Below are 23,751 nucleotides of genomic sequence, written 5' to 3'. Positions count from 1 at the left end.
AGGAGCACCCGTGCAGAACTTTGTTGGAGTCGGCGTCTTCCGCGGCCGTGTCATTGGCCCCGCCAGGCACATGCCGCCCGCCCTGGCAGAACCCCCGGTGGGTGAAAAATTGGACAGTTCGACGGAGCCCGAGGCCGCCGCTGCTGCCATCAAGTCCGCGGGGGCAACAGTGAAGGAATTGCTGCTGGAGCGTGCCGCACGGGCCGAAGGTGCCGGGAAGGAGGTCCTTGGTGCCACGGCACTGATGGCCACCGACCCCATGCTCATCAAGGCCGCCATCAAGCTCGTCAACGCCGGCGCCTCGCCCGAGCGGGCCGTCTGGGAGGCCGGGGACTCCGTGGCCGCCATGCTGAAGGGCCTCGGCGGCATGATGGCCGAACGCTCCCACGACGTCCTGGACGTGCGGTCCCGGATCGTGGCCGCACTGCGCGGGGTGCCCGCCCCGGAAATTCCTGATGCTGCCGACCCGTTCATCCTGGTGGCGGACGACCTTGCGCCGGCCGACACAGCAACCCTGGACCCGGCCAAGGTCATTGCCCTGGTCACCGCCGGCGGCGGGCCGCAGTCCCACACGGCCATCATCGCCCGCAGCCTGGGCCTGCCCGCCGTGGTCGCCGCGGCAGGGGTGGCCGGGATCGCCGAAGGTTCCACCATTTTTGTCGACGGCGCGGCCGGCGAGGTGCGCACCGAACCCGGCCAGGCCGAACACGCCGCTGTGGCCCAGTGGCAGGAAAAGTCCTCCCTGCTGAGCACCTTTGACGGCAGCGGCCAACTGGCCGACGGCACACTGCTGCCGCTGCTGGCCAACGTTGGCGGGGCGAAAGACGCACAAGAGGCGGCAGACGCCAACGCCCAGGGCGTGGGACTGCTGCGCACCGAATTTTGTTTCCTCGGCAACGACAGCGAGCCCAGCCACGACGAGCAGGTGGCTGCCTACAAGGGCGTGTTTGATGCATTCCCCGGCAAGAAGGTTGTTGTCCGGACCCTGGACGCGGGGGCGGACAAGCCGCTGCCGTTCCTCACCGATTCCACCGAGCCCAACCCCGCCCTGGGCGTCCGCGGCTACCGCACCGACCTGACCACCCCGGGAGTCCTGGCCCGGCAGCTGGCGGCCATCGCCGACGCGGCCGCTTCCTCGTCGGCCGAGGTGTGGGTCATGGCCCCCATGATTTCCACACCTGCCGAGGCCGCCGACTTTGCCGCCCTGTGCACGGCCGCCGGGCTGCGCACCCCCGGCGTCATGGTTGAGGTGCCCTCCGCGGCACTGAGTTCGCGCCACATCCTGGACCGCGTGGAGTTTGCCAGCATCGGCACCAACGACCTCACGCAGTACACCATGGCCGCCGACCGGCAACTGGGCCCGCTCGCCGCACTGAACGACCCCTGGCAGCCGGCCGTGCTGGCCCTGGTCCAGGCAACCGTTGAGGGCGCCGTGTCCCAGGTGAAGCACTCGAGGTCGCTCGAGACCACCTCGCCCAAGCCGGTGGGAGTGTGCGGTGAGGCTGCCGCGGACCCGGCCCTCGCCGTCGTGCTGGCCGGGCTGGGCGTCAGTTCACTGTCCATGACGCCGCGCGCACTGCCGGCCGTGGCCGCCGTGCTGCGCACCGTCACCCCGGCGCAGGCGCGGTCACTGGCCGACCGGGCCGTCGCCGCAGCCTCCGCCGCGGAGGCCCGCGAACTGGTCCGTGCCGGGCTGCCGGCCCTGGCCGAACTCGGCCTCTGACCCACTTTTTACAAAACTTTAGGAGATCACCATGATTGAACGCACCGCCACCATTGCCAGCACCGTGGGCCTGCACGCCCGCCCGGCCTCCATCTTTGCCGAGGCCGCCGGGGAACTGGACGCGGAAGTGACCATTGCCCGCACCGGCGAGCCCGCCGATGAGGCCGTGGACGCCGACAGCATGCTCGCCCTCATGAGCCTGGGCGTGGAACACGGCGAAACCGTCGTGCTGCGCACCGACGACGACTCCGCCGGCGAGGCCCTGGACGCCCTGGTCAAGATCCTGGAAACCAACCACGACGCCTGATCCCCACGCCCTCCAGGCCAACCCGCAACAACCCCGTGTCGCACCCCTTTCCGGGCCGTGATGGCGGGGTTTTTGCGTTCCCGGCAGCACCTTTTCCCCCGGGCCCGAATTAGTCCATCTGCTAGAGTTTTACGTCTGCCCGTAACGATGCAGCAGAAAGTCGCAAGCAAATGAACTCCTTAAGGGGATAAACAAATGCCCACAGACCGAAGCATGACTCACCCGGAAACAGGTGTTAAGGACACCGCAGAACGCTCGCAAGCCCGGCCCAAAAAGCCCCGCACGCCCAAACTGAAAAAACGCAGATTGGGCGTCGACGACATCAATGTCGTTGATGCCCCGATGCTCAAAAAAGCCCTCGGCGGAACCGTCGTTGGAAACACCATGGAATGGTACGACGTCGGTGTCTTTGGATACTTGATCGCCACCATGGGGCCCGTGTTCCTCCCCGAATCGGACCCGTCCGTACAGACCCTGTTCCTGTTGGGAACCTTTGCCGCCACGTTCCTGGCCCGTCCCCTCGGCGGAGTTGTGTTCGGCTGGCTCGGCGACAAGGTGGGGCGGCAGAAGGTGCTCGCCGCCACGTTGATCGTCATGGCCGCCTCGACGTTCGCCGTCGGGCTCCTGCCCGGATATGCACAAATCGGCATCTGGGCCGCGGTGCTTCTCGTCTTGCTGAAGCTGGTCCAGGGCTTCTCCACCGGCGGCGAGTATGCCGGTGCCACCACCTTCGTCAGCGAATACGCCCCGGACAAGCGCCGCGGCTACTTTGCCAGCATCCTGGACCTTGGCAGCTACATGGGCTTCGCCATTGGCGCCGCGCTGGTGTCGGTGCTGCAGCTGACCCTTGGCCAGGAAGCCATGGAGGCGTGGGGCTGGCGCCTGCCGTTCCTGGTGGCCGGACCGCTGGGCCTGATTGCCGTGTACTTCCGCATGAAGATCGAGGAATCACCCCAGTTCCAGGCCGCCCTGGACGCCAACGAGGAGAACTCCAAGTCCGCTGCCGCCAATGATGAGGACACCTCGCGCGGACCCATCCACCTGGTGAGGGTTTACTGGCGGCAGATCGTGCTGGCCATGGTGCTGGTGGCTGCGGCCAACACGGTTGGTTACGCGCTCACCTCCTACATGCCGACCTATCTCACGGATTCAAAGGGTTACGACCCCGTGCACGGAACCCTGCTGACCATCCCCATTTTGGTTGCCATGGCCCTGTGCATCCCGCTGACCGGCCGGCTTTCCGACAAGGTTGGGCGCCGTCCGGTGCTGTGGGTTGGTGCGCTGAGCACTGTGGTGCTGGCAGTCCCCGCATTCCTGCTCATCGGTGCCGGGCCGGTCTGGACCACCCTGTTGGGGCTGGCCCTGATCGCCTTCCCTGTCACGTTCTACGTCTCCAACCTGGCCTCGTCACTGCCGGCGCTGTTTCCGACGTCGAGCAGGTACGGCGGAATGGGCATCTCCTACAACTTTGCCGTGGCGATCTTTGGCGGCACCGCCCCGTTCATCATCCAGGGCCTGATCACCATGACGGGCAATGACATGATGCCTGCCTACTACCTGATGCTGACCTCGGCCATTGGTGCGGTGGCCATCTACTTCCTGCGGGAGTCCGCCCAGAAGCCGCTGCCCGGCTCCATGCCGAGCGTGGCAACAGAGGAAGAGGCCCGGGAGCTGGTGGCCACCCAGGACAAAAACCCGCTGCTGGACATGGACTACCTGCCCTTTGACGACAGCTACGAACCTCCCACGCCCGGCACCGGCATCCCGGTCACAGTGGGCCGCCCGGAAACTGTCGACGCGTAGCCCGCCAAGCGGCCGGCAGCATCAGCCAATATCACCCCATGCGGGTATTCCCACCGTTGTGGTGCATCGATAGAGTTGCTTGCAGCAACACCACCTCGAACACCACGTCGCGTGAAGGGACACCCCAATGGATTTTTGGGCCAGCTTTTGGAACATCATTTGGATCTTCTTGTGGAGCTTCGTCTTCATCGCCTATCTGTTCGCCCTGTTCCGGACGATCGCAGACCTGTTCCGTGACCACTCGCTCAACGGCTGGTGGAAGGCGGTGTGGTTGATCTTCATGATCTTCCTGCCGTTCCTCACGGTCCTGGTCTACTTGATCGCACGGGGGCCGGGCATGGCCGAACGCGACCAGCAGCAGGCCGCGGCGGCACGGTCGGCCGCCGACAGCTACATCCAGACCGTGGCGGGCACCAGCCCCTCGGATGAGATCGCCAAGGCCAAGGCCCTGTTCGATGCCGGCACCATCACGGAGCCGGAGTACCAGGCGCTCAAGGCCAAGGCCCTGCAGTAGCCACAGCTGGCAAAAAGGACGCCCGCACGGTTCACGCCGTGCGGGCTTTCTTATGCCTTCGACGGCGGGGCCACGGTCAGCGGCCGCGGTTGCCTGCCGCGGCGGCAAGTTTGTCGGGGATGAGCCGGCTGGCCGCCATAAGCACCTTGTACCGGCGGGACGGAATGGAGACGGCCTTGCCGGCGGCATTGTCGGCCAGCCCCTCGCGGACCACTTGTTCGGCGTTGAGCCACATCCACGGCTTGACGCCCTTCATGTCCGCACCCATGCGCGCGTGGAACTCGGTGTGCACAAAGCCCGGGCACACCGCCGTCACATTCACCCCGCGCGGGCCGTAGCGAAGGTTGGCGAAGCGGCTGAAGCTGACACCCCACGCCTTGGCGGCACCGTACGTCCCCCTCGGGATGAACGCCGAGACACTGGAGACGTTGATGATCCGCCCGTGCCCGCGAGCCAGCATGCCCGGCAACGCGGCGTGCGCCAGCTCCATGGGGGTTTGGACCAGGATCCGCAGGTGTGCGGCCTCTTCCCCCACCGTGTTCTGCTCAAAGGCCCCCACGAGTGAGAACCCCGCGTTGTTGACCAGCACCGAGACGGGGACGGCAGGGTCCGCCAGCCGGGCAGCGACGGCGGCAACGCCGTCGTCCGTCACCAGGTCGGCGGCCAGGACCTGCACCTCAACGCCAAAGTCGCTGCGCAGCCGCACCGCCTTGGCCTCGAGCCGGGCGGCGTCGCGGGCAACCAGCACAAGGTCGTGCCGGGCGCGGCCGAGCTGCTGGGCGAACTCGGCGCCGAGGCCGGACGTGGCACCCGTGACCAGCGCGAGCGGCCGGGCCACCTACTGGTCCCCGGGCTGGTCCGTGTACTGTCCGTACGGCTCCGGGTGGTTGGCGATGAACCGGGCCACGTACGGGCAGTGGGGGATGATGCGCTTTCCCGAGGCCACGACGTCGTCGAGCGCATAGCGGACCAGCACCTTCGCCAGCCCCCGCCCCTCAAAGCCGGGCTGGCCAATGGTGTGCTCCAGGTCGATGTGCCCGGGCAGGTCCTTGAAGGTGATGATCACGGCCAGGTCGTCACCGGCGTACAGCTCGTAGCGGTGCCGGGCATCGTTGCGGCTCATGCGCACATTGGCATCAAAAGGGTCCGGTTCCAAGGCTTCATTCACACTCATGAAGTGAGCTTGGCACACCGCACTGGCCGTGGCAACACCCTCCGCCGCGTGTTATGCCCCGGCGCCGCCCTGCCACAGCGCGGTGAACGGCGCACCCGAAGCAACACGGTTGGCGATGCCCTCCGTGACGAACGCCTTGGCCGTGCGGGCGGCCTCCAGAGGGGTGGCGCCCTTGGCCAGCTCGGCGGTCACGGCGGCGGCCAGGGAGCAGCCGGCACCCGACACCGCCACCTCGCCAACCTTCGGTGCGGAGAGCACCTCGAGTGTCTCGCCGTCAAAGAAAATATCGACGGCGTCCGCACCTTCCAGCCGCACCCCGCCCTTGGCCAGGACTGCTGCGCCGGAGATTTCGTGGATCTTCCGGGCGGCCGCTTCAAGGTCCGCCACGTTGTTGATGGCCATGCCTGAGAGCTGCTCCGCCTCAAAGTGGTTGGGGGTGACGAAGGTGGCCAGCGGCAGCAGCTGAGTCTTGAGGGCCTGGTCGGTGTCCAGGGCGTGGCCGGGCTCCTGGCCCTTGCAGATCAGGACCGGGTCCAGGACCACGTTTTTGAACTTTGCGTTGCTGAGCGCGGTTTCCACGGTGCTGATGGTGGCCGGGCTGCCCATCATGCCGAGCTTGACGGTGTCCAGGGTGGTGGGGGCTCCGGAGTTTGCGCCGTACGCTGCCGTGGTGGCCTCCAGCTGGTCGGCGATGACCTGCTGGTCCACGGGGACGAAGCGGTGGTTCCAGTTGTCCTTCGGGTCAAAGGAGACGATGCAGGTCAGGTTCACGATGCCGAAGACGCCCAGCTCCTGGAACGTCTTGAGGTCGGCCTGGGCGCCGGCACCGCCTGTCGCTTCGGATCCGGCGATGGTCAGGGCAAGTGCGGGTGCATTTTGTGTCATGGAACTATCTTGCCACCTTGGACAGGCCTTCCCCGTTCTGCGCCACTTCGGTAGATTCAGCCCTGGTGCCGGACTGCCGGGCCACAACATCAAAGGAGATAGCCTTGGACACGGATTCAACAGCTGTGGTTTTCATTGAGTTCCAAAATGACTTCACCTCCGAGGGCGGGGTGCTGCACGCCGCCGTGAAGGATTCCATGGAGGCCAACTCCACCTTGGACAATGCTGCCAGGGTGCTGGACGCGGCCCGCGGTGCCGGGGCGGTCGTCATCCACTCCCCCATCAGCTTTGCACCCGGCTACAACGAAATCTCCAAGCACCCCTACGGCATCCTCAAGGGCGTCGTGGACGCCACCGCCTTTGTGAAGGGTGCCTGGGGCGCGGAGATCATGGACCGCTTTGCGCCGGCGGAGTCGGACATTGTCATTGAAGGCAAGCGCGGGCTCGACGCCTTCGGCAGCACCAACCTTGACTTCATCCTGCGTTCCAAGGGCATCAAGACCGTTGCCCTGGCCGGCTTCCTGACGAACTGCTGCGTGGAATCGACCATGCGCACCGCCTACGAACGCGGCTACAACGTGGTGACCCTGACCGACGCCGTGGCGGCCACGAGCATTGAAGAAGGCGAGTCTGCGGTGAAGTTTGACTATCCCATGTTCTCCACGCCGACCACCTCGGACGAGTTCATCGCCGCCCTGGAGTCATCCTCCGCACTGGCCGATTCCTCGCGGGGGTACTGAGCCGGGGACGGCTCCCACCAAAACTCCCCAGGGACAAAAAAGAACCGCAGGCCGGTGCCGCTGAAAACGGCACCGGCCTGCGGTTGTGTCGGTGGGCCCTGCGGGGCTCGAACCCGCGACCCACGGATTAAAAGTCCGATGCTCTACCAACTGAGCTAAAGGCCCGACCTGTTGCCAGCCTGCACAGCCATGAATCCACGGCTGCAAAAGTTGACGCATATCAGACTACCGCACGGGCGGCGCCGGAATGCAATTTCGCCACGGCCCCCGGCGCTCGAATCCGCGCCACAGCCGCGGCCTCCCTCGACCGCGCCGGGCGGCGGGGGTAGTGTCGTGTCATGAACGATCGACCAGCCAGCAGCGCACCCCGACCGCACAAGCCGGTTCCTTTTGCCCCGGCCGACTTTGAGCCGTTTGCAGGCGGCACCGATCCGGCGCGCGTATCCGAAGCAGCGCACCTTGCTGCCCGGGCGCTGGTCCGCGGAGGCCGTGAAAGCAACGACCCCGAGGTGACGAAGCGCCTGGTCAAGCTCGCCGACAAGCAGGGCCTTGAGGCGATCGCGGAGATGTGGGCCGCCAGCCCGGCTCGCTCGCTCCCCGGCGCCCTGTGGCGGCTCTATGCGCTGCGGGCGGCAACCTTGCAGGATCCCGAAGGCATCAGCGTGTTCTTCCGCGCCGGCCAGCAGACGGCGCAGGTGGCCAATGCCGTTGCCGGCGTGGCCGAGCCCCCGGGCGCAGAGGAGATCACCGACATGGCCAACGCCATCCTGTCCGGCGCCTTCGACGGCGACTTCGACGTTGCCCTGGAACGCTCCGCCGCCTTCTGCCGGGTCATTGCCCTGGGACAGGCAACCCTGGCTTCGGAACGTGAGGCTGCCCACGCCGAGCACTCGGCGGCGCTGACCAAAAAAGCCCACCAGCTGGTGCGTACGGCCGAGGATTTGGAGGGCGCCGCGAAGTCGTGGCGCAAGGGCGAACTGGACTGAGCCACCGGGTCCCGGTTGACACTTGGGGCAAGACGTACAAGACTGAAAGCGGTGTCGAACCGTGGAACCCCCGGGCTCCATTTTATAGCCGCTACGAGCGGCCCAGTGCCGAGAGGCGCTCCCGGTTCGACACCACTTTTTTGCCCGGAAAGTCCTGGAACCTGACGGGATCCGCCAACGTAAGGGCTGCATGGTGAAGCTGCGACTTTTCCCCCAGGAGACCGCCGGACTGCAGGCGCTGGCCCACATGTCCGAGCAGATCCTGGCCGGCACCCACACCCTGGCCGAGATGCTCGGCGCCGGGCGCAATGACTTTAGCGAACTGGCCGAGTCGCTGCGCCAGCACGAGGCCGCCTCAACCGCCGACTTCGCCACACTGCTGACCGGCATGCGCACCAGCTTCGTCAACCCGCTGCCCCGTGAAGACCTCTACGCCCTGGGGCAGCTGCTCAACGAAACCAGCGAAATCCTCTCCGGCGCCGGCGAAATCATCGAGCTGTACACCCTGGACCGCAACCCCAACCGTGTCAGCGACCAGCTGGAAATCCTCTCCCGCCAAAGTGAACTCACCATCGGGGCCATGAAGTCCCTCAACGACCTGGACAGCCTGGAGGACTACTGGCTTGAGGTGCTGCGCCTGGCCAAGCGCGCCGACCACACCCACCGGGTGGTGGTTGCCGAACTCCTCGACGCCCACAGCCCCACCACCTTCGCCAAGTACAAGGCCCTGACCGACCAGTTCGCGGCCGGCAGCCGCCAAATGCGCGCCATCGCCACCCAGGTTGGCAGCATCATCGTTAAGGAATCCTAGGCTTGGTCGCGTTCCTGCTCGGTGCCGTGATCGTCGCGGCGGCGATTTTCGCGTTCCTGAACGGTTTCCGCGATGCCTCGGCCGCCGTCGCACTTTCCGTCCGGACCCGCGCCCTGACGCCGTCCGTCGCGGTGCTGCTCGCGGCCCTGTTCAACTGCCTGGGCGCACTGCTGAGCGTGGTGCTGACCGCTGCGTTTGCCGAGCGGCTGTTCACGGTCCCGCCGGGCCGGAACGGGCTGATCCTGCTCCTGGCGGCGCTGGTCAGTGCATGCCTGTGGGGCATTTACCTGTGGTGGCGCGGCATCCCGTCCTCGTCCACGCATGCGCTGATCAGTTCACTGGTGGGTGCGTCCCTGGGGTCGGCGGTGATCGGCCATCCGCCGCTGCAGGGCATCAACACCACCATGTTTGCGCTGGTGCTGCTGCCGCTGGTGGTATCGCCCGTGGTGGCGTTTGTGCTGGGGTTCGCGGCCGTCTACCCCGCTTCCTGGGCGGCACGGAACACGGCACCGAACCAGGTCAACCGGCGGGTGCGGCAACTGCAGTCCGTGGCTGGTGCAGCTGTCGCCTTTGGCCACGGCCTGCAGGACGGCCAGCGCACGACGGCGGTTGTCCTGTTTGCGCTGTTGGCTGCCGGGGTCGTCGGGGCCGGCGAAATGCCGCTGTGGGTGCCGATCTTCACGGCGGTGCTGCTCGCCGCGGGGACGCTGTTTGGCGGCTGGCGGATCTCCTACACGCTGGGGCACCGGCTGGTGCGGATCGACCCCATGCGCGGATTCGTTGCGCAACTGGTGGCAGCCGGGCTGTTGTTCTTTGGCGCCCTGGGCCTGCACATGCCGCTGTCCACCACGCATACAGTGACTGCCGCGACCGTGGGGGCCGGCGAGAACCAGCGCTTCTCGGCCACCAACGGCCGGGCGCTGGCCGGGGTGGCCGTCGCGTGGCTGGCCACTCCCGTGGCCTGTGTGCTGGGCGGCATGGTGTTCTTCCTGGCCCTCTCGCCGCTCGCCTGACACCCCGAGCAGGCTGCGGAGGCAGTTGTCATGTTCGGATGCCGGTGGACGGGCATCCTGGCACAACAACTGCCTCCGCGCCGTTTTTGGGTGGCCCGAAGGCTAGTTGGCGGCTGCGATGATCTCGGCGTGCAGGCGCAGCAGCGGGGCTGTGCGTTCCGCCGGGCCGCGGCCGAATCCGCACTCGGTGGCGATGCCGAACTGGCCGAACCCTGCCTCCGCCACGGCTGGACGTGCGGCGGCGATGCGCTTGGCTGCGCCCGCAACGCCGTCCTCGTGGTGCACCAGGCCCAGGAACAGTTCAGTTTCGGCGTGCAGCGCAAGGCCTGCCAGCGGCGCAAAGTAGGCTGCGTCGTCGCGCTCGATGGGAACCGGCAGGTGCAGGAAGGCGATGGGGCGGGTGATCTTCGCGGACAGGGCGTTGGCAACCTCGGTGAGGTGGCCGGCGTCGGCAGGCTCGGCAAAGTGTTTCTCGGCGACGTCTCCGTAGCAGAGGTGGATGCCGAACTGGACGTCGGCAGGGACCGCGGCGGCAATGTCGGCGGCCAGGGTGGTGGCGGCGTCGATGATCGCCTCCGTGGCGGGGTTGTCGCCGTCGACGTACCAGATGTCGGGCTTGTTGCCTGCCACCGGGACCTGCTCGATGTGGCTGAACTCCACGGCCAGGTCGATCTGGATGGCCAGGTCTTCGGCCGGGATGCCCGCCGCAATCTCCGCGATTTCACGTTCCATGGCGGCGGCGTAGGCCGGGTAGACGGCCGCCTGGTCAGAGGCTGCCACATAGGAGCCCAGCGGTGCCAGCGGCGACGGGATGGCCACCTGGAAGCGGGTGCCGGGGGCAATGGAACCAGCGTCGCGCAGGGCCGTGAAGTCCCGGTAGCTGGCCAGTGCGGCTTCCGCATAGCCCAGCGGGCCGAACACCAGCTCGGCGGCGGGCACGGTGCCGTCCAGGACGATCTTGCGCAGGTCGAATCCGGCAATCATGAACGGCTCCCCGGCCACGCGGCTCAGGCCCGGCGTCTCGGCGAAGCGGGTGCCCTGGAACAGGATCCAGTGGAAGCGTTCGCCGACTTCACCGTCGGGGATGCGGGCGGCGTGCACGCCGAGGTTCTCGGCCACGATCGCGAAGGTGTCCTTGGCGGCGGGCTGGTTGATGGAGCCGACGAGATGGGCCCCGTGGACGGCCGGAAGAGTAGTCATATTCCCAGCGTAGCCACGCGCCTGCGGCGCTGCGATTCCGTCCGAACTGTGATCCCGGCCGGCAAGCGGGGACTACCCGAAGCGGCCGGAGACGTAGTCCTCGGTGGACTTTTCGGCGGGGTTGTTGAAGATGGTGGCGGTCTCGGCGAACTCGATCAGCTTGCCGGGCTTGCCGGTGCCGGCGATGTTGAAGAACGCCGTCTTGTCGGAGACGCGGGCGGCCTGCTGCATGTTGTGCGTGACAATCACGACCGTGTATTCGTCCTTGAGCTCGTTGATGAGGTCCTCAATGGCGAGCGTGGAGATCGGGTCAAGGGCGGAGCAGGGCTCATCCATGAGGATCACGTCGGGTGAGACGGCGATGGCGCGGGCGATGCACAGGCGCTGCTGCTGGCCGCCGGACAGGCCGGAGCCGGGCTTCTCAAGGCGGTCCTTGACCTCGTTCCACAGGTTGGCGCCGCGGAGGGACTTCTCCACGAGCTCGTCGGCATCCGAGCGCGGCATGCGGCGGCTGTTGAGCTTCACTCCGGCCAGCACGTTGTCGCGGATGCTCATGGTGGGGAACGGGTTGGGGCGCTGGAAGACCATGCCAATCTGGCTGCGCACCGTCACCGGGTCCACGCCGTCGGCGTACAGGTTGTCGCCGTCCAGGAGCACCTTGCCCTCGACGCGGGCGCCGGGAATGACCTCGTGCATGCGGTTCAGGGTGCGCAGGAACGTGGACTTGCCGCAGCCGGAAGGGCCGATAAAGGCGGTGACGGACTTGGGGTCGAGCGTGATGTTCACGTCCTCCACAGCGCGGAAGTCGCCGTAGTAGACATTCAAGTCACTGACATCAATACGTTTGGACATGGCAGGAATTCCGTTCAAAAGTTAGCGGCCGGTTTTCGGCGCAAAGAGGCGGGCCACAAGGCGGGCACCGAGGTTCAGGAGCATGACGAGCAGGATCAACAGCAGCGCCGCAGCCCAGGCGCGCTGGGTTGACGGGTCGGCGTTCGACGGCGAGGTGGGCGTCATGATCTGCGTGTAGATGAAGGTGGGCAGCGAGGCCATCCAGCCGGCAAAAACGTTCATGTTGATCGTGGTGGCGAAACCGGCCGTGACCAGCAGCGGGGCCGTCTCGCCGATGACGCGGGCGATGGCCAGGGTGACGCCGGAAGCGATGCCGGAGATCGCCGTCGGAATGACCACCTTCAGGATGGTGCGCCACTTGCGCACGCCCAGGGCGTAGGCGGCCTCGCGCAGCTCGTTCGGGACGATCTTGAGCATTTCCTCGCTGGAGCGCACCACCACCGGGATCATGAGGACGGACAGCGCGACGGCGGCCACGAAGCCGGTCTTGGTGCCGGGGCCCAGGATCATGGCGAAGAAGGCGGCTGCGAACAGGCCGGCCACGATCGAGGGGATGCCGGTCATGACGTCCACGAGGAAGGTGATGGCCTTGGAGAAGCGGTTTCCGGCACTGTATTCCACCAGGTAGATGGCCGTCAGCAGCCCCACGGGGACGGAGATGACGGTGGCCCAGAACGTGATCAGCACGGAACCGACCAGCGCATGGTAGACGCCGCCCAGTACCGGGGTGCCGTTTTTCACCGAGGCATTGTCGACAGCGCCCGTCACGCCATTCATTGAGGTGCTGAGGAAGCCGGGGGTGAGCAGGCCGGGGATGCCCTGCACCAGCACGGTCCAGATCACCGAGACCAGCGGCAGCAGGGCCACCAGGAAGGCGCCGTAGACCAGGGAGGTCATCATCTTGTCGACGGCCTTGCGGCGGCCCTCCACGATGGCGGCGGCCGTGACGTTCGCTGCAGCGAAGATAACGGCAGAGAGCACTGCCCAGCCGAAGACGTTGAAGCCGATGAGCGACATCAGTGCGGCCGCCACAACGACGGCAGCGGCGGCGATGGCCCAGGGGGTGTAGCGCGGGAGGCGGTTGCGGGTCAGCGCCGAGCGCTTGCGTTCAGTCATGAGCGTGGCCATCAGTTGGCTCCCGAGAATTCTTTGTGGCGGTTGATGATCCAACGGGCCACCATGTTCACAGCAAGTGTGATGACGAAGAGGACAAGGCCGGCCGCGATGAGTTCATGCATGCGCAGGCCGAACGCCTCAGGGAAGTTAAGTGCGATCTCGGCGGCAATGGTCTGGTTGCCGGAGCGGATCAGGGAGGCGATCAAGGGCCCGGAGGAGAGGACCAGCGCAACCGCCATGGTCTCACCAAGCGCACGGCCCAGGCCGAGCATGACGGCGCTGATGATGCCGCCGCGGGCGAAGGGCAGCACTGCCATGCGGATCATTTCCCACCGGGTGGCGCCCAGTGCCAACGCCGCTTCTTGGTGCAGCATGGGGGCCTGCAGGAAAATCTCCCGGGTGAGGGAGGCGATGATGGGCAGCACCATGACGGCCAGGACAATGCCGGCCGTCAGGATGGTTTTGCCGGTTCCGGAGGCCGGACCGCCAAAGATGGGGATCCAGCCGGCGTTGTCGGCCAGCCAGGCGTAGGGGCCCTTGAGCTGCGAGGCCAGGAAGCTTGCACCCCAGGCGCCGTACACGACGGAGGGGATGGCAGCCAGGAGGTCCACCACGTAGCCCAGGCCGCGGGCCACGGACCGCGGCGCGTAGTGCGAGATGAACAGGGCCACGGCCACACCGATGGGGGTGGCAATCAACAAGGCGATCGTGGCTGCGATCAACGTGCCGATGACGATGGGGAAGATGTAGGCGAAGAAGCCTTCTCCCCCGGTGATGTCTGCGGGGTTTGCCGTGAACGTCGGCAGTGCCTGGACGACCAGGAACAGGGCAACGGCAAACAGCACGGTGACAATGAGCGCGCCGGCGCCCAGTGCCGCACCGGAGAAGACTTTGTCTCCGATGCGGCCTGAACGTTGCGGCCCTGCCCCCTTGGCGGGTGCGAGCTTGGTGGTGGACAATCCAGTACTTTCTTTTGGCGTGTGCCGGGCTTACTTGGCGACGCTGATGGATTCGATCGCTGCCTTGGCCTTGGCGGCGAGTTCCGAGGACAGCGGGGCGCTCTTGGCAGCGTCGGCTGCCTGCTGCTGGCCGTCCTCGCTCACGGCGAAGGTGCCGAAGGCCTTGACCAGGTCAGCCGTGGCCTGGTCGGGGTAGGACGCGCAGAACACGCCGTAGGAAACCAGGACTGCCGGGTAGGCGCCGGCCACGGTGGTGGTGCGGTCCAGCTTCAGGGACAGGTCGTTGGCGCTGCGGCCTTCAACCACGGTTGCTGCGTCAACGGCCTTGGCGGCGGCCTCGGCGGTGACGGGGACGTAGGAGTCGCCCACCTTCAGTTCAACCTTGCCCAGTGCATCGGTGACGGCCGAGTCGTCGGCGTAGGTGATCGCACCGGCGGTCTCGGTGACGGTCTTGACCACGCCGGAGGTGCCCTTGGCGTTCTCGCCGGGCAGTGCTGCGGGCCAGTCGCCGGACTTCGCATCGGTCCAGACGGTGGAGGCGGCCGCGGCCAGGTAGTCGGTGAAGTTCTCGGTGGTGCCCGAGTTGTCTGAGCGGTGCACGGGCGTGATGGCCAGGTCCGGCAGCTTCGCGTCGGGGTTTGCGGCGGCAATCGCCGGGTCGTTCCAGTTCTTGATGTCGCCGCGGAAGATCTTGGCGATCGTGTCGGCGTCGAGCTTGAGGTCCTTGACACCTTCAACGTTGAACGCAACTGCGATCGGGGAGATGTACCAGGGGACGTCGATGGCGCCGTCGGGGCCGCACTTTTCCTGGGCGGAGGCGAGCTCCTCGTCCTTCAGGTACGCATCAGAACCGGCAAACTGCACGGCTCCTGCGATGAGTGCCTTGCGGCCTGCGCCCGAGCCTTCGGGTGAGTACTGGATCTTGGCGCCGGAGTTGGCGGACTCGAAGCCGGCCTTCCAGGCGTCCATGGCTGCGGAGATGGAGCTGGCGCCCGTGCCGGTCAGCGTGCCGGTGACGGAGGGGCCGGTGGCTGCGCTGGATGATCCGCCGGCTGCCGGGGGAACAACGCTGTCAGTGCCGCAGGCCGTAAGTGCCAGTGCGCCGACTGCCAGAACTGCTGCCACGCGGCCGATGTGAAGTGCCTTCACGTTTTTACCTCTTCGATGGGTTGCTTTGCGATTCATTGCTCCTTGAGCGTAAGAGCCGGAGGTAAAGCAGAGGCCCCACCAAGGTGAACGGGAGGTTAACGCCGCCCGGACTCTTGGGAATTCAGCGTTTATTCCACCGTTTTATGTGCGACGCCGGTCACAATGGGACCGTTGTGCGCCCGCCTGGCGCTGTTGCCGGCTCGCGCCGCAGGCCGCCGGGGATGGGGGCGCCGGGCACATAGACTTGCAGCATGTCCCAACCAGATGCGGCAGGGTCCGCCCAACCGGCCGCCACCGTGCTGTTCCTGAGGCGCCGGATCCGCCTGGGCCTGCGCCGCAGTGCCAGCTCCGTCCTGCCTGCATTGCTCATGGCGTTTTGCGCGGTGGGCGCCTACTACTTCTCCGAACTGGTGCTGGGCCACCAGGGCCCCTTGTTTGCGGCCACCAGCGCCATCATCGCCCTCGGCTTCTCACGGGATCCCCGCCTGCGCCGCGTGCTGGAGGTTGGCCTGGGCTGCACCATTGGCATCTCCGTGGGCGACATGCTCCTGCACTGGCTCGGCACAGGGATCTGGCAGGCCGTGCTGGTCTTGTTCATCTCCATCCTGCTGGCCCGCTTCCTAGACAGCGGCGCCATCTTCACCACCCAGCTCGCGCTGCAGTCACTGCTCGTGGTGCTGCTTCCCATCCCGGCCGGCGGCCCGTTCACCCGCAGCCTGGACGCCGTCGTTGGCGGCTGCTTTGCCCTGGCCGCAACGCTGCTGCTCCCCCGCGACCCCCGCCGCGAGCCCAAGGACGACCTCAAGGAAGTCCTGGGCGAGCTCTCACTCGTGCTGCGCGAGTGCGCCTCCGCACTGTCCTACAACGATTCCACCACCGCCTGGCACGCCCTGGTCCGGGCCCGCAGCCAACAGCCCCGCATCGACGAAATGCGCCAGGGGCTGCGCGGTTCGGTGGAAATCGCACGGCTTTCGCCCCTGTACCGCCGCCACCTGCAGGAGGTCGAGGGACTGTCCAAACTGATGGTCCGCGTGGATTACGCCATGCGCTCCAGCCGGGTCCTGGCCCGCCGCCTCGCCAGCGTCATCAACAACGCCGCGCTCTCGGATTCCGGCTCCGTCCACCTGGCCGAGGTCATGAGCGAGACCGCCGCCGCCGTCGATGAGCTCGGCGCCGCCCTCTCCGACACCACCTCCCGCGCCACCCTCTCCCACGCCCGCGACGCCCTCGCCGACATCGCCACCCGCCTGCACCCCCGCGAACTGGAGATCACGCGCATGGAGGGCGAGACCGTGGTGCTGCTGTTCCGCACGCTCATGGTGGACCTGCTCGAGGCCGCCAAGATGGACCCGGTCGAGGCCCGCTCGCTCCTGCCTGACCTCTGAGCGCCTCTCCCCCATATGCACGACGGCGCCCGGCCCGCCTTGGGTCCTCCGGTGCGGCACCGCGGGGTTCCCGCCTGCGGCGTCGCAGCGTGTCCGTGCCCGCGGCTAGGGTTGAACCATGGCAGCAAAGAGCACAAAGAACAACGCCGGGCAGAACTTCCGCTGCACCGAATGCGGCTGGACGGCCGTGAAGTGGGTGGGCCGCTGCGGCGAATGCCAAGCGTGGGGGACGCTGGAGGAGGTCGGAACCGTGGTGGTGCGGACCACCGCCGCCACCACCGTCGTAACCCCGGCCCAGCTGATTTCAGAGGTGGACGCCTCCAAGGCCGCCCACAACCTCACGGGCGTGCCGGAGCTGGACCGCGTCCTGGGCGGCGGCATGGTCCCGGGCGCCGTGATCCTGCTGGCGGGGGAACCCGGCGTCGGAAAATCCACGCTGCTCCTTGACGTTGCCGCAAAATTTGCCCGCAACAAGCACGGCCGCGAGCCGCAAAAGGTCCTGTACCTGACGGGCGAGGAATCCGCCGCACAGGTGAAGCTGCGCGCAGAGCGCATTGGCGCCGTCGCCGACACCTTGTATCTTGGCGCCGAAACGGACCTTGGCACCGCGCTGGGCCAGGTGGAGGCCATCAAGCCCACCCTGCTGATCGTGGACTCCGTGCAGACCTTCAGCAGCGCCATGGTGGACGGCAGCGCGGGCGGGGTGTCGCAGGTGCGGGAGGTGGCGGCCTCGCTCATTGCCGCCGCCAAGCGGCTGAACATGACCACACTGCTGGTGGGGCACGTGACCAAGGACGGCTCCATTGCCGGACCGCGCCTTCTGGAGCACCTGGTGGACGTTGTTTGCCAGTTCGACGGCGAGCGGCACTCGCGCCTGCGCCTGCTGCGGGCCATAAAGAACAGGTACGGGCAGACGGATGAGGTGGGCTGCTTCGACCTCACGGACGACGGCATCGAGGGGCTGGCTGACCCCAGCGGCCTCTTCACCTCGCGCACCAGCGCACCGGTATCCGGCACGTGCATCACGGTCACCATGGAGGGGCGGCGGCCGCTGCTGGCGGAGGTCCAGGCCCTGCTGACCCCGGCCATGGGCTCTTCGCCGAGACGCACCGTCAGCGGGCTCGATTCAACCCGGATCGGCATGCTACTGGCGGTGCTGCAACAGCGCGCCGGGCTGCGCCTGGATGCCGACGACAGCTATGTGGCAACCGTGGGCGGTGCCCGGCTCAGCGAACCAGCACTGGACCTGGCCGTGGCCCTGTCCATTGTGTCGGCCAAGACCAACAAGGTGGTGCACCCCAAAATGGTGGCCTTTGGCGAGGTGGGCCTGGCCGGTGAAGTGAGGCCCGTTCCGGGCATCAACCAGCGCATCCAGGAGGCCAGCCGGCTGGGGTACACGCACGCCCTGGTGCCGCGCAGTTCCACGGGCCCGGGAACAATCCCGCCGGATTTCACCGTGAAGCAGATTGAACACATTGCCGAGGCCACCGAGCTCATCCTGCACGGTTCGGACGGCCCGTACACCAAATAACCCGCACCACGTTGTTTTGACACTATTATGGGCTTGTGACTTGCCCGGATTCCCGCGCTTGAAAAGAAGGAACCGCAAATGCTGCGCAGCCCCGAAGAGGCCCTCAAGGCCACTCTTGCCCGTGTCGCGCCCGGGACGGCACTGCGAGACGGCTTGGAACGCATTCTTCGCGGACGCACCGGTGCACTGATTGTGCTGGGCTCCGACAAGACCATTGAGAGCCTGTGTTCCGGCGGCTTCGAGATTGACATCGACTTTGCACCGACCCGGCTCCGCGAACTCGCCAAGATGGACGGTGCCATCGTGTGCGACAAGGATGTCACAAAGATCCTGCGCGCGGCCGTCCAGCTGGTCCCGGACCCCAGCATTGAAACCCAGGAGTCGGGCACCCGCCACCGCACGGCCGAACGCGTTGCCATCCAGACGGGCGTGCCCGTGGTGTCGGTCAGCCAGTCCATGCAAATCATCGCCCTGTACGTGGACGGCCTGCGCTATGTGCTGGAAGGTTCCGAGAAGGTGCTGGCCCGCGCCAACCAGGCCCTGGCAACGCTGGAGCGCTACCGCGCCCGGCTCGACCAGGTGACCAGCTCGCTCTCCGCACTTGAGATTGAAGCCATGGTCACCGTCCGTGACGTCGCCGTCACCTTGCAGCGCCACGAAATGGTCCGGCGCATTTCCGAGGAAATCGCCCAGTACGTCCTGGAACTCGGCGTTGACGGACGGCTGCTGTCGCTTCAGCTGGAAGAGCTCTCCGCCACGCGCGGCTCAGGGGCCGACACCGTCATTCGCGACTATACGGACCCGGAAACCACCGACGTGGACGCTGCGGTGGCCGCGTTGAAGGATATCGACCAGGCAGACCTGATCGATTTGAACTTGATTGCCGAGATCGTTGGGCTGCCCCGCGGCAACGACTCACTGGACGCCATCATCCAGCCGCGCGGCTACCGCCTGGTCTCCGGCCTGAAGGCTGTCCCCCGCGCGGTCGCCGGCCGCCTCGTGGACCACTTCGGCGGCCTGCAGAACTTGATGGCGGCCACCATCGACGAGCTCATGATGGTTGACGGCATTGGCGAGCTCCGCGCCCGCAATGTCCGCGAAGGACTTTCCCGCATCGCCGAGGCCAGCCTGCTGGACAGGTTCCTCTAGGCACCCAACCCGGGCTCCGCTGTCGTACCTGTGCCGCAGTTCTGTCGAGCCGCGGCAATCGCCTATTGCAGGGTGAAGGGGACGCGTTCGCTGGACCATTTGCCCAGCGTGGCCACGAGAACGTAGGTGGCTCCGCCGCGGCCCGGTTCGCTGACGACCGGGGCGCAGTCGGGGGCGTTGCGCTTCACTTTCCAGACGAAGTTGGCTGTTTCCGAGGCACCGGGGGCCAGGTTTTTGACGAGGTCGTTGGGGTCGAGCTGGCAGTTTTTGGAGTTGTAGATGATGTCGTCGCCGCTGGTGATGACGTATTCCATCTGGCTGGTGCCGACGTTGATGTCGCACGGGGCGGCGCCTGTGTTTGTGACCCGCAGCGACAGGACGGGATTCTCATCGACGGTGTAGGAGGGCTTGTCCGTGGCGGCCGTAACCTGGATGCCGGCTTCGTCGCACACGGCGGACGGCTTGGTTCCGGCGTTGTCTGCCGCCTTGGGTTTGGCCGCGGCGCCGTTGCCGTCCTGCTGGGTCTCCGTCTTGGCGGCCGGGCCCATGCCGAACAGCCCGGCAACATAGACCCCACTGAAGGCGATGCCGGCGACGAACAACAGCACAAGAACCAGGGCAACCAGGCGGCGTCGCCTGTACACCTTGGCTGAAGCCCGGACCTTGGAGTTGGGGGCTGACTTTGCCTTGGATGTGGGGTTTCGCTTCGGGGCAGGGCTCTTCGCCTTGCCGCCTCCCTGTTTCCCTGTTGTTCCCACGTGCCAAGCCTATCTAATTCCCTGGGCGCAATAGTGCGAATGACGCCTGTGAAGTCGCTGGGTGGCGGGGCGCAGGGCGGGGCGGGTGTTGTTCTAGAGTTGAAGGGCCGCAAGGTGCGGTGGACAAGGGGAATGCGTGTACAGCGAAATTCAGGAATGGTTTTCAGCGGAAGCCAGGGACCTGCCGTGGCGCCGGGACTGTTCCGCCTGGGGCATCCTCGTCAGCGAAATCATGCTGCAGCAAACCCCTGTTGTCCGGGTGCAGCCGGTCTGGGAGGAATGGCTGGAACGCTGGCCCGCCCCGGCCGACTTCGCCGCAGCACCCGCCGCCGAGGTGCTGCGCGCCTGGGGCCGGCTCGGCTATCCGCGCCGCGCACTGCGCCTTCACGCCGCCGCCGGGGAGATCGTTGAAAGGCACGGCGGCGCCGTCCCCGACAATTACGAGGAACTGCTGTCGCTGCCGGGCGTCGGCACCTACACCGCGGCCGCCGTCGCCGCTTTTGCCTTTGGCCGGCGCACCACCGTGGTGGACACGAACATCCGCCGGGTCCACGCCCGGCTTGTCATCGGCCAGGCGCTGCCCGCACCCGCGCTGACGGCAGCCGAGATGGCGCTGGCGGCAGACCTGCTGCCGGAGGACACGGCCGAATCCGTCCAGTGGAATGCCGGTGTCATGGAACTGGGGGCGCTCATCTGCACGGCCCGCAGCCCCAAGTGCGGCGAATGCCCCGTGCTGGAGCAGTGCGCCTGGATTGCCGCGGGCCAGCCCGAACCCACCTACATCCCCAAGGGCCAACCGTGGGCCGGCACCGACCGGCAGGTGCGCGGGGCCGTCATGGCCGTGCTGCGCGCGGCCAGCTCGCCCGTCCACGCGGACCTGCTCTGGAACGCGGCCGAGGCGCAGGGACACCCTGAAGTCGCGAAGGAGCTGGGCAAGCTGCACGAGCTCAACACGCACGCACCCCAGCTGGAGCGTGCACTGGCCGGGCTCGTGGCCGATGGCCTGGCCCAGCTTTCCGACGCCGGCTACCAGCTGCCCGCCTGAGCCCTGTCCGGCGGCGTCCGGCTCCGGGAGCGTGGTTGGATTTTCACCGCACGGTCCGACGAAGGAGGAACGGGCGAAAAATCCTACTGCCCGCGAGGGAGCCGGCAGCCGCCGGCCCCCTCGCCGCCGTCAGATCTCGCCGAAGCCGGCCTCCACCTCGCGCCGAACGAGGTCGACGGCGCGCTTCGCATCCGGGCCGGTGGCGGAGACGGCCAGTTCCGTGCCCTGCGCCGCGCCGAGCGTCATGAGCATCATGACCGACTGCCCGTCCACGCCGTTGATCTCAATCTCCACGTCCATGGCGCCCAGTTCGCCGGCCAGCGCCGCGGCCGGCCGGGCGTGCAGGCCCATCGGGTTGATGAGGGTCAGCACTGCCTCCACCGCTTCCATGCCCTGGGGTTCGACGGCAGATGGCGCACCCGCCGCCGCTGCCCCGTCCTGAGCGGGTGCCCCGCCGGCAGCAGGAACGCCGCCCGGATTGAGCGCCGACTCGGCGGCCTTGCACACCACGTCCACGGATGCACCGGATTGGGCGGCCACAGCGGCAGCCACAGCACCTTCAACAAGGGGTGCGTCGGCCAGCCGAACCAGTTCAGGACCGCCCAGGAACTCCAGGGCGGATTCGGCCGTCATGACGGCGGAGCCGAGGTCGGCCAGGACTACGGCGCCGTCGCCGGTGTCGGCCAGCCCCAGGGCCGTCATGACCTTTTCCAGGGAGGTGCCGATGCCGCCGTCGTCCATGCCGCCGGCGGGCACAAGCACTACGTCCGGGGCCATCTGGGCGGCCAGTTCCACCACACCGGCGGCCAGCTGGGCGCTGTGCGAGACAATCACGAGTCCCACGCTCATGCCGCCACCTCCGCGGCTTGGGCGCCGGCGCGAAGCAGCAGCGCCGAGGAAACGGCACCGGGGTCGCGGTGCCCGATGGCCCGCTCCGCCAGGTAGCTGGCCCGGCCCTTGTGGGCGATGAGCGGATCAGTGGACTCGGCACCGGCCTCGGCAGCCGACGCGGCGGCGGCCAGGACTGCCGCGGGATCCTCGCCCGATGCTGCCGCAGCGGCGGCGGCATCAACGGCGGGGGTCCAGGCGTCGATCATGGTTTTGTCGCCCACCTCGGCCTTGCCGCGGGCCACCACGCCGTCGCGGGCGGCCGTCAGAGCGGCAACCAGCGTGGCGGAATCCAGTTCGGCGGCGTCGCCCACGGCCGTGCCGGCGCGCAGGAACGCGGTCCCGTAAAGGGGCCCCGCGGCCCCGCCGACCTTGGACATCAGGGTCATGGCGGCCAGCTTGAAGGCGGCACCCGGGGTGGCGGGCTGTTCGCCGTCGAGCTTCTCAAGAATGGCGGTGAAGCCGCGGTCCATGTTCTCGCCGTGGTCGCCGTCGCCGATGGCCCGGTCCAGCTCAATCAGGGCCACGCGGTTCTCCGCGATCACGGCGGCAGAGGCGCGCAGCCAGCGAACGGCCCAGGCAGTGTCAAGTGTTTGTCCCATTTACATCCCCCATCGCAGTGCCGGCGTATTGACCGGAGCATCCCACAGTTCGGTCATTTCATCGTCCAGGCGCAGCACCGAAATGGACGCGCCCTGCATTTCCAGCGCCGTGATGTAGTTGCCCACGAGTGAGCGCTCCACCACGAGCCCGGCTGCCTCAAGCACCGCCACGGCGTGCCGGTACACAATGTACAGCTCGCTCTGCGGGGTGCCGCCCATGCCGTTGACGAACAGGAGCACCTTGTCGCCGGCGGCGGGCGCCAGGTCGGCGAGGATCGGTTCCAGCAGCCGGTCGGTGATGCCGTCCGCATTTTCCATGGGGATGCGGTGCCGGCCCGGTTCGCCGTGGATGCCGATGCCGATCTCAATTTCATCCTCGGCCAGCTCAAAACTCGGCACGCCCGCGTGCGGGACGGTGCAGGCGGACAGCGCCACGCCCATGCTGCGGACGTTCTCGTTGACCCGGTTGCCAATGGCGGCGACGGCGTCGAGGTCGTCCCCGCGCTCGGCGGCTGCCCCGGCAATCTTCTCCACCAGGACGGTTCCGGCCACGCCGCGCCGCCCCGCCGTGTACAGCGAATCCTCCACCGCCACATCATCGTTCACCAGGACGGTGCGCACATTCACGCCCTCGGCCTCTGCCATCTCCGCGGCCGTCTCAAAGTTGAGGACGTCGCCGGTGTAGTTCTTGACAATGTGCACGACGCCGGCGCCTGAGTTTGCGGCAATCGTCGCCGGGATGATGGCGTCGGGTGTCGGGGACGTGAACACGGCGCCGGGCACCGCGGCGTCAAGCATGCCGAAGCCCACGAACCCGGCATGCAGGGGCTCGTGCCCGCTGCCGCCGCCGGAGACCAGGCCCACCTTGCCCTCGCTCGGGGCCTCCTTGCGGGTGACGTACAACGGTTCGGGATTCACCTTGACGTGGCCCGCATGGGCCCGGCCAAATCCTTCCACGGACTCGTTGACAACAGTCTTGGGATCGTTGATGAGCTTTTTCATGGCAAACCCTTCGAAATCACACTGCACTTGGCGGAGGCTGCCTCTTTGCGCCCCCTTTAGAACCCTACCCGCGGGGGCTGGGAGAAGGTAGGGACGCGCGGCCGGTGGCATGATTTTGTGGGCGGGCTGCAGGCTCTGGCGCTTGGCTGCCGCCCGCCC

24 protein-coding genes and 1 tRNA gene are annotated in these 23,751 nt (G+C 67.2%); 12 read left to right on the top strand and 13 right to left on the bottom strand.

Annotated features, from left to right (window positions below; translation table 11 throughout):
* Window positions 1-10 precede the first annotated feature (10 nt).
* From JOF48_RS08545 to JOF48_RS08530, 4 genes are all read left to right on the top strand, one after another.
* Window positions 11-1,723 carry a putative PEP-binding protein gene (locus tag JOF48_RS08545; protein WP_209679587.1) on the top strand — a complete coding sequence of 571 codons (1,713 nt, stop codon included), beginning with the start codon at window positions 11-13 and terminating at the stop codon, window positions 1,721-1,723.
* A gap of 31 nt (window positions 1,724-1,754) precedes the next feature.
* Entirely contained in the window at window positions 1,755-2,030 is a 276-nt protein-coding gene (locus JOF48_RS08540) for an HPr family phosphocarrier protein (protein WP_209679583.1), read from the top strand.
* A gap of 195 nt (window positions 2,031-2,225) precedes the next feature.
* Entirely contained in the window at window positions 2,226-3,833 is a 1,608-nt protein-coding gene (locus tag JOF48_RS08535; protein WP_209679581.1) for an MFS transporter, read from the top strand.
* Between the two features lie 127 nt (window positions 3,834-3,960).
* Window positions 3,961-4,347 carry an SHOCT domain-containing protein gene (locus tag JOF48_RS08530; RefSeq protein ID WP_209679579.1) on the top strand — a complete coding sequence of 129 codons (387 nt, stop codon included), beginning with the start codon at window positions 3,961-3,963 and terminating at the stop codon, window positions 4,345-4,347.
* A gap of 76 nt (window positions 4,348-4,423) precedes the next feature.
* Here JOF48_RS08530 and JOF48_RS08525 read toward each other — a convergent pair whose 3' ends face one another.
* Genes JOF48_RS08525 through JOF48_RS08515 form a run of 3 tightly spaced genes read right to left on the bottom strand, consistent with a single transcriptional unit; the run spans window position 4,424 to window position 6,406 of the window.
* Window positions 4,424-5,185, bottom strand: coding sequence for an SDR family NAD(P)-dependent oxidoreductase (locus JOF48_RS08525; RefSeq protein WP_209679578.1), 762 nt, complete (start codon window positions 5,183-5,185; stop codon window positions 4,424-4,426).
* On the bottom strand, window positions 5,186-5,521 hold the full coding sequence (locus JOF48_RS08520) for a GNAT family N-acetyltransferase (RefSeq protein ID WP_209679577.1): 336 nt from the start codon (window positions 5,519-5,521) through the stop codon (window positions 5,186-5,188). It lies immediately after the preceding gene.
* Window positions 5,522-5,572: 51 nt separating this feature from the next.
* Window positions 5,573-6,406 carry a hydroxymethylpyrimidine/phosphomethylpyrimidine kinase gene (locus JOF48_RS08515; protein ID WP_209679576.1) on the bottom strand — a complete coding sequence of 278 codons (834 nt, stop codon included), beginning with the start codon at window positions 6,404-6,406 and terminating at the stop codon, window positions 5,573-5,575.
* A gap of 104 nt (window positions 6,407-6,510) precedes the next feature.
* Here JOF48_RS08515 and JOF48_RS08510 point away from each other — a divergent pair, with 104 nt between their 5' ends.
* Entirely contained in the window at window positions 6,511-7,146 is a 636-nt protein-coding gene (locus JOF48_RS08510; protein WP_209679575.1) for a cysteine hydrolase family protein, read from the top strand.
* Between the two features lie 92 nt (window positions 7,147-7,238).
* On the opposite strand, the gene JOF48_RS08505 is transcribed toward JOF48_RS08510, so the two are convergent.
* Window positions 7,239-7,311 (bottom strand) — tRNA-Lys (locus tag JOF48_RS08505).
* A 173-nt stretch (window positions 7,312-7,484) separates the two neighbouring features.
* On the opposite strand from JOF48_RS08505, the gene JOF48_RS08500 reads away from it, so the two are divergent.
* The 3 genes from JOF48_RS08500 (at window position 7,485) to JOF48_RS08490 (ending at window position 9,956) form a co-directional block, all read left to right on the top strand.
* Entirely contained in the window at window positions 7,485-8,132 is a 648-nt protein-coding gene (locus JOF48_RS08500) for a hypothetical protein (protein ID WP_209679574.1), read from the top strand.
* 190 nt (window positions 8,133-8,322) lie between these two features.
* Entirely contained in the window at window positions 8,323-8,943 is a 621-nt protein-coding gene (locus JOF48_RS08495; RefSeq protein ID WP_245346459.1) for a nuclease PIN, read from the top strand.
* A gap of 2 nt (window positions 8,944-8,945) precedes the next feature.
* Complete coding sequence (locus tag JOF48_RS08490; RefSeq protein ID WP_209679572.1) at window positions 8,946-9,956, top strand: inorganic phosphate transporter; 1,011 nt, start codon at window positions 8,946-8,948, stop codon at window positions 9,954-9,956.
* Between the two features lie 102 nt (window positions 9,957-10,058).
* Here JOF48_RS08490 and JOF48_RS08485 read toward each other — a convergent pair whose 3' ends face one another.
* The 5 genes from JOF48_RS08485 to pstS form a co-directional block, all read right to left on the bottom strand.
* Window positions 10,059-11,156 (bottom strand): hypothetical protein, encoded by a 1,098-nt coding sequence (locus JOF48_RS08485; RefSeq protein ID WP_209679570.1) that lies wholly within the window; start codon window positions 11,154-11,156, stop codon window positions 10,059-10,061.
* Between the two features lie 72 nt (window positions 11,157-11,228).
* Complete coding sequence (gene pstB / locus JOF48_RS08480) at window positions 11,229-12,008, bottom strand: phosphate ABC transporter ATP-binding protein PstB (RefSeq protein ID WP_203311907.1); 780 nt, start codon at window positions 12,006-12,008, stop codon at window positions 11,229-11,231.
* Between the two features lie 21 nt (window positions 12,009-12,029).
* Window positions 12,030-13,139 (bottom strand): phosphate ABC transporter permease PstA, encoded by a 1,110-nt coding sequence (pstA, locus tag JOF48_RS08475; RefSeq protein ID WP_209684340.1) that lies wholly within the window; start codon window positions 13,137-13,139, stop codon window positions 12,030-12,032.
* Window positions 13,136-14,083: a phosphate ABC transporter permease subunit PstC gene (gene pstC, locus JOF48_RS08470; RefSeq protein WP_209679568.1), complete on the bottom strand. Its 948-nt coding sequence runs from the start codon at window positions 14,081-14,083 to the stop codon at window positions 13,136-13,138. Before pstC ends, pstA begins: the two co-directional genes overlap by 4 nt.
* Window positions 14,084-14,113: 30 nt before the next feature.
* The gene (gene pstS / locus JOF48_RS08465) at window positions 14,114-15,232 is read right to left on the bottom strand and encodes a phosphate ABC transporter substrate-binding protein PstS (RefSeq protein WP_209679564.1); all 1,119 of its coding nucleotides are present in this window, start codon (window positions 15,230-15,232) and stop codon (window positions 14,114-14,116) included.
* A gap of 251 nt (window positions 15,233-15,483) precedes the next feature.
* Here pstS and JOF48_RS08460 point away from each other — a divergent pair, with 251 nt between their 5' ends.
* The 3 genes from JOF48_RS08460 (at window position 15,484) to disA (ending at window position 19,297) form a co-directional block, all read left to right on the top strand.
* Complete coding sequence (locus JOF48_RS08460) at window positions 15,484-16,617, top strand: FUSC family protein (protein ID WP_209679561.1); 1,134 nt, start codon at window positions 15,484-15,486, stop codon at window positions 16,615-16,617.
* Window positions 16,618-16,735: 118 nt separating this feature from the next.
* Window positions 16,736-18,148, top strand: a complete 1,413-nt coding sequence (radA, locus tag JOF48_RS08455; protein WP_209679558.1) for a DNA repair protein RadA — start codon at window positions 16,736-16,738, stop codon at window positions 18,146-18,148.
* 78 nt (window positions 18,149-18,226) lie between these two features.
* A complete protein-coding gene (gene disA, locus JOF48_RS08450) occupies window positions 18,227-19,297 on the top strand; it encodes a DNA integrity scanning diadenylate cyclase DisA (protein WP_209679540.1) in 1,071 nt (356 codons plus the stop codon).
* A 62-nt stretch (window positions 19,298-19,359) separates the two neighbouring features.
* Here the strand turns inward: disA and JOF48_RS08445 are convergent, their stop codons facing one another.
* Complete coding sequence (locus tag JOF48_RS08445) at window positions 19,360-20,055, bottom strand: hypothetical protein (protein WP_342591198.1); 696 nt, start codon at window positions 20,053-20,055, stop codon at window positions 19,360-19,362.
* Window positions 20,056-20,191: 136 nt separating this feature from the next.
* Here JOF48_RS08445 and JOF48_RS08440 point away from each other — a divergent pair, with 136 nt between their 5' ends.
* Complete coding sequence (locus tag JOF48_RS08440) at window positions 20,192-21,100, top strand: HhH-GPD family protein (RefSeq protein ID WP_342591197.1); 909 nt, start codon at window positions 20,192-20,194, stop codon at window positions 21,098-21,100.
* A 129-nt stretch (window positions 21,101-21,229) separates the two neighbouring features.
* On the opposite strand, the gene dhaM is transcribed toward JOF48_RS08440, so the two are convergent.
* The 3 genes from dhaM to dhaK are packed head-to-tail and all read right to left on the bottom strand — an operon-like array spanning window position 21,230 to window position 23,592.
* Complete coding sequence (gene dhaM / locus JOF48_RS08435; RefSeq protein WP_209679520.1) at window positions 21,230-21,949, bottom strand: dihydroxyacetone kinase phosphoryl donor subunit DhaM; 720 nt, start codon at window positions 21,947-21,949, stop codon at window positions 21,230-21,232.
* Entirely contained in the window at window positions 21,946-22,590 is a 645-nt protein-coding gene (gene dhaL, locus JOF48_RS08430) for a dihydroxyacetone kinase subunit DhaL (RefSeq protein ID WP_209679510.1), read from the bottom strand. Before dhaL ends, dhaM begins: the two co-directional genes overlap by 4 nt.
* Window positions 22,591-23,592: a dihydroxyacetone kinase subunit DhaK gene (gene dhaK / locus JOF48_RS08425; protein ID WP_209679508.1), complete on the bottom strand. Its 1,002-nt coding sequence runs from the start codon at window positions 23,590-23,592 to the stop codon at window positions 22,591-22,593.
* Window positions 23,593-23,751 lie beyond the last annotated feature (159 nt).

Origin of the sequence: Arthrobacter stackebrandtii, assembly GCF_017876675.1 — a bacterium.
Classification (GTDB): domain Bacteria; phylum Actinomycetota; class Actinomycetes; order Actinomycetales; family Micrococcaceae; genus Specibacter; species Specibacter stackebrandtii.
Note: the sequence above shows the minus strand (reverse complement) of the source record. Positions and strands in the feature narration are given on the sequence as shown.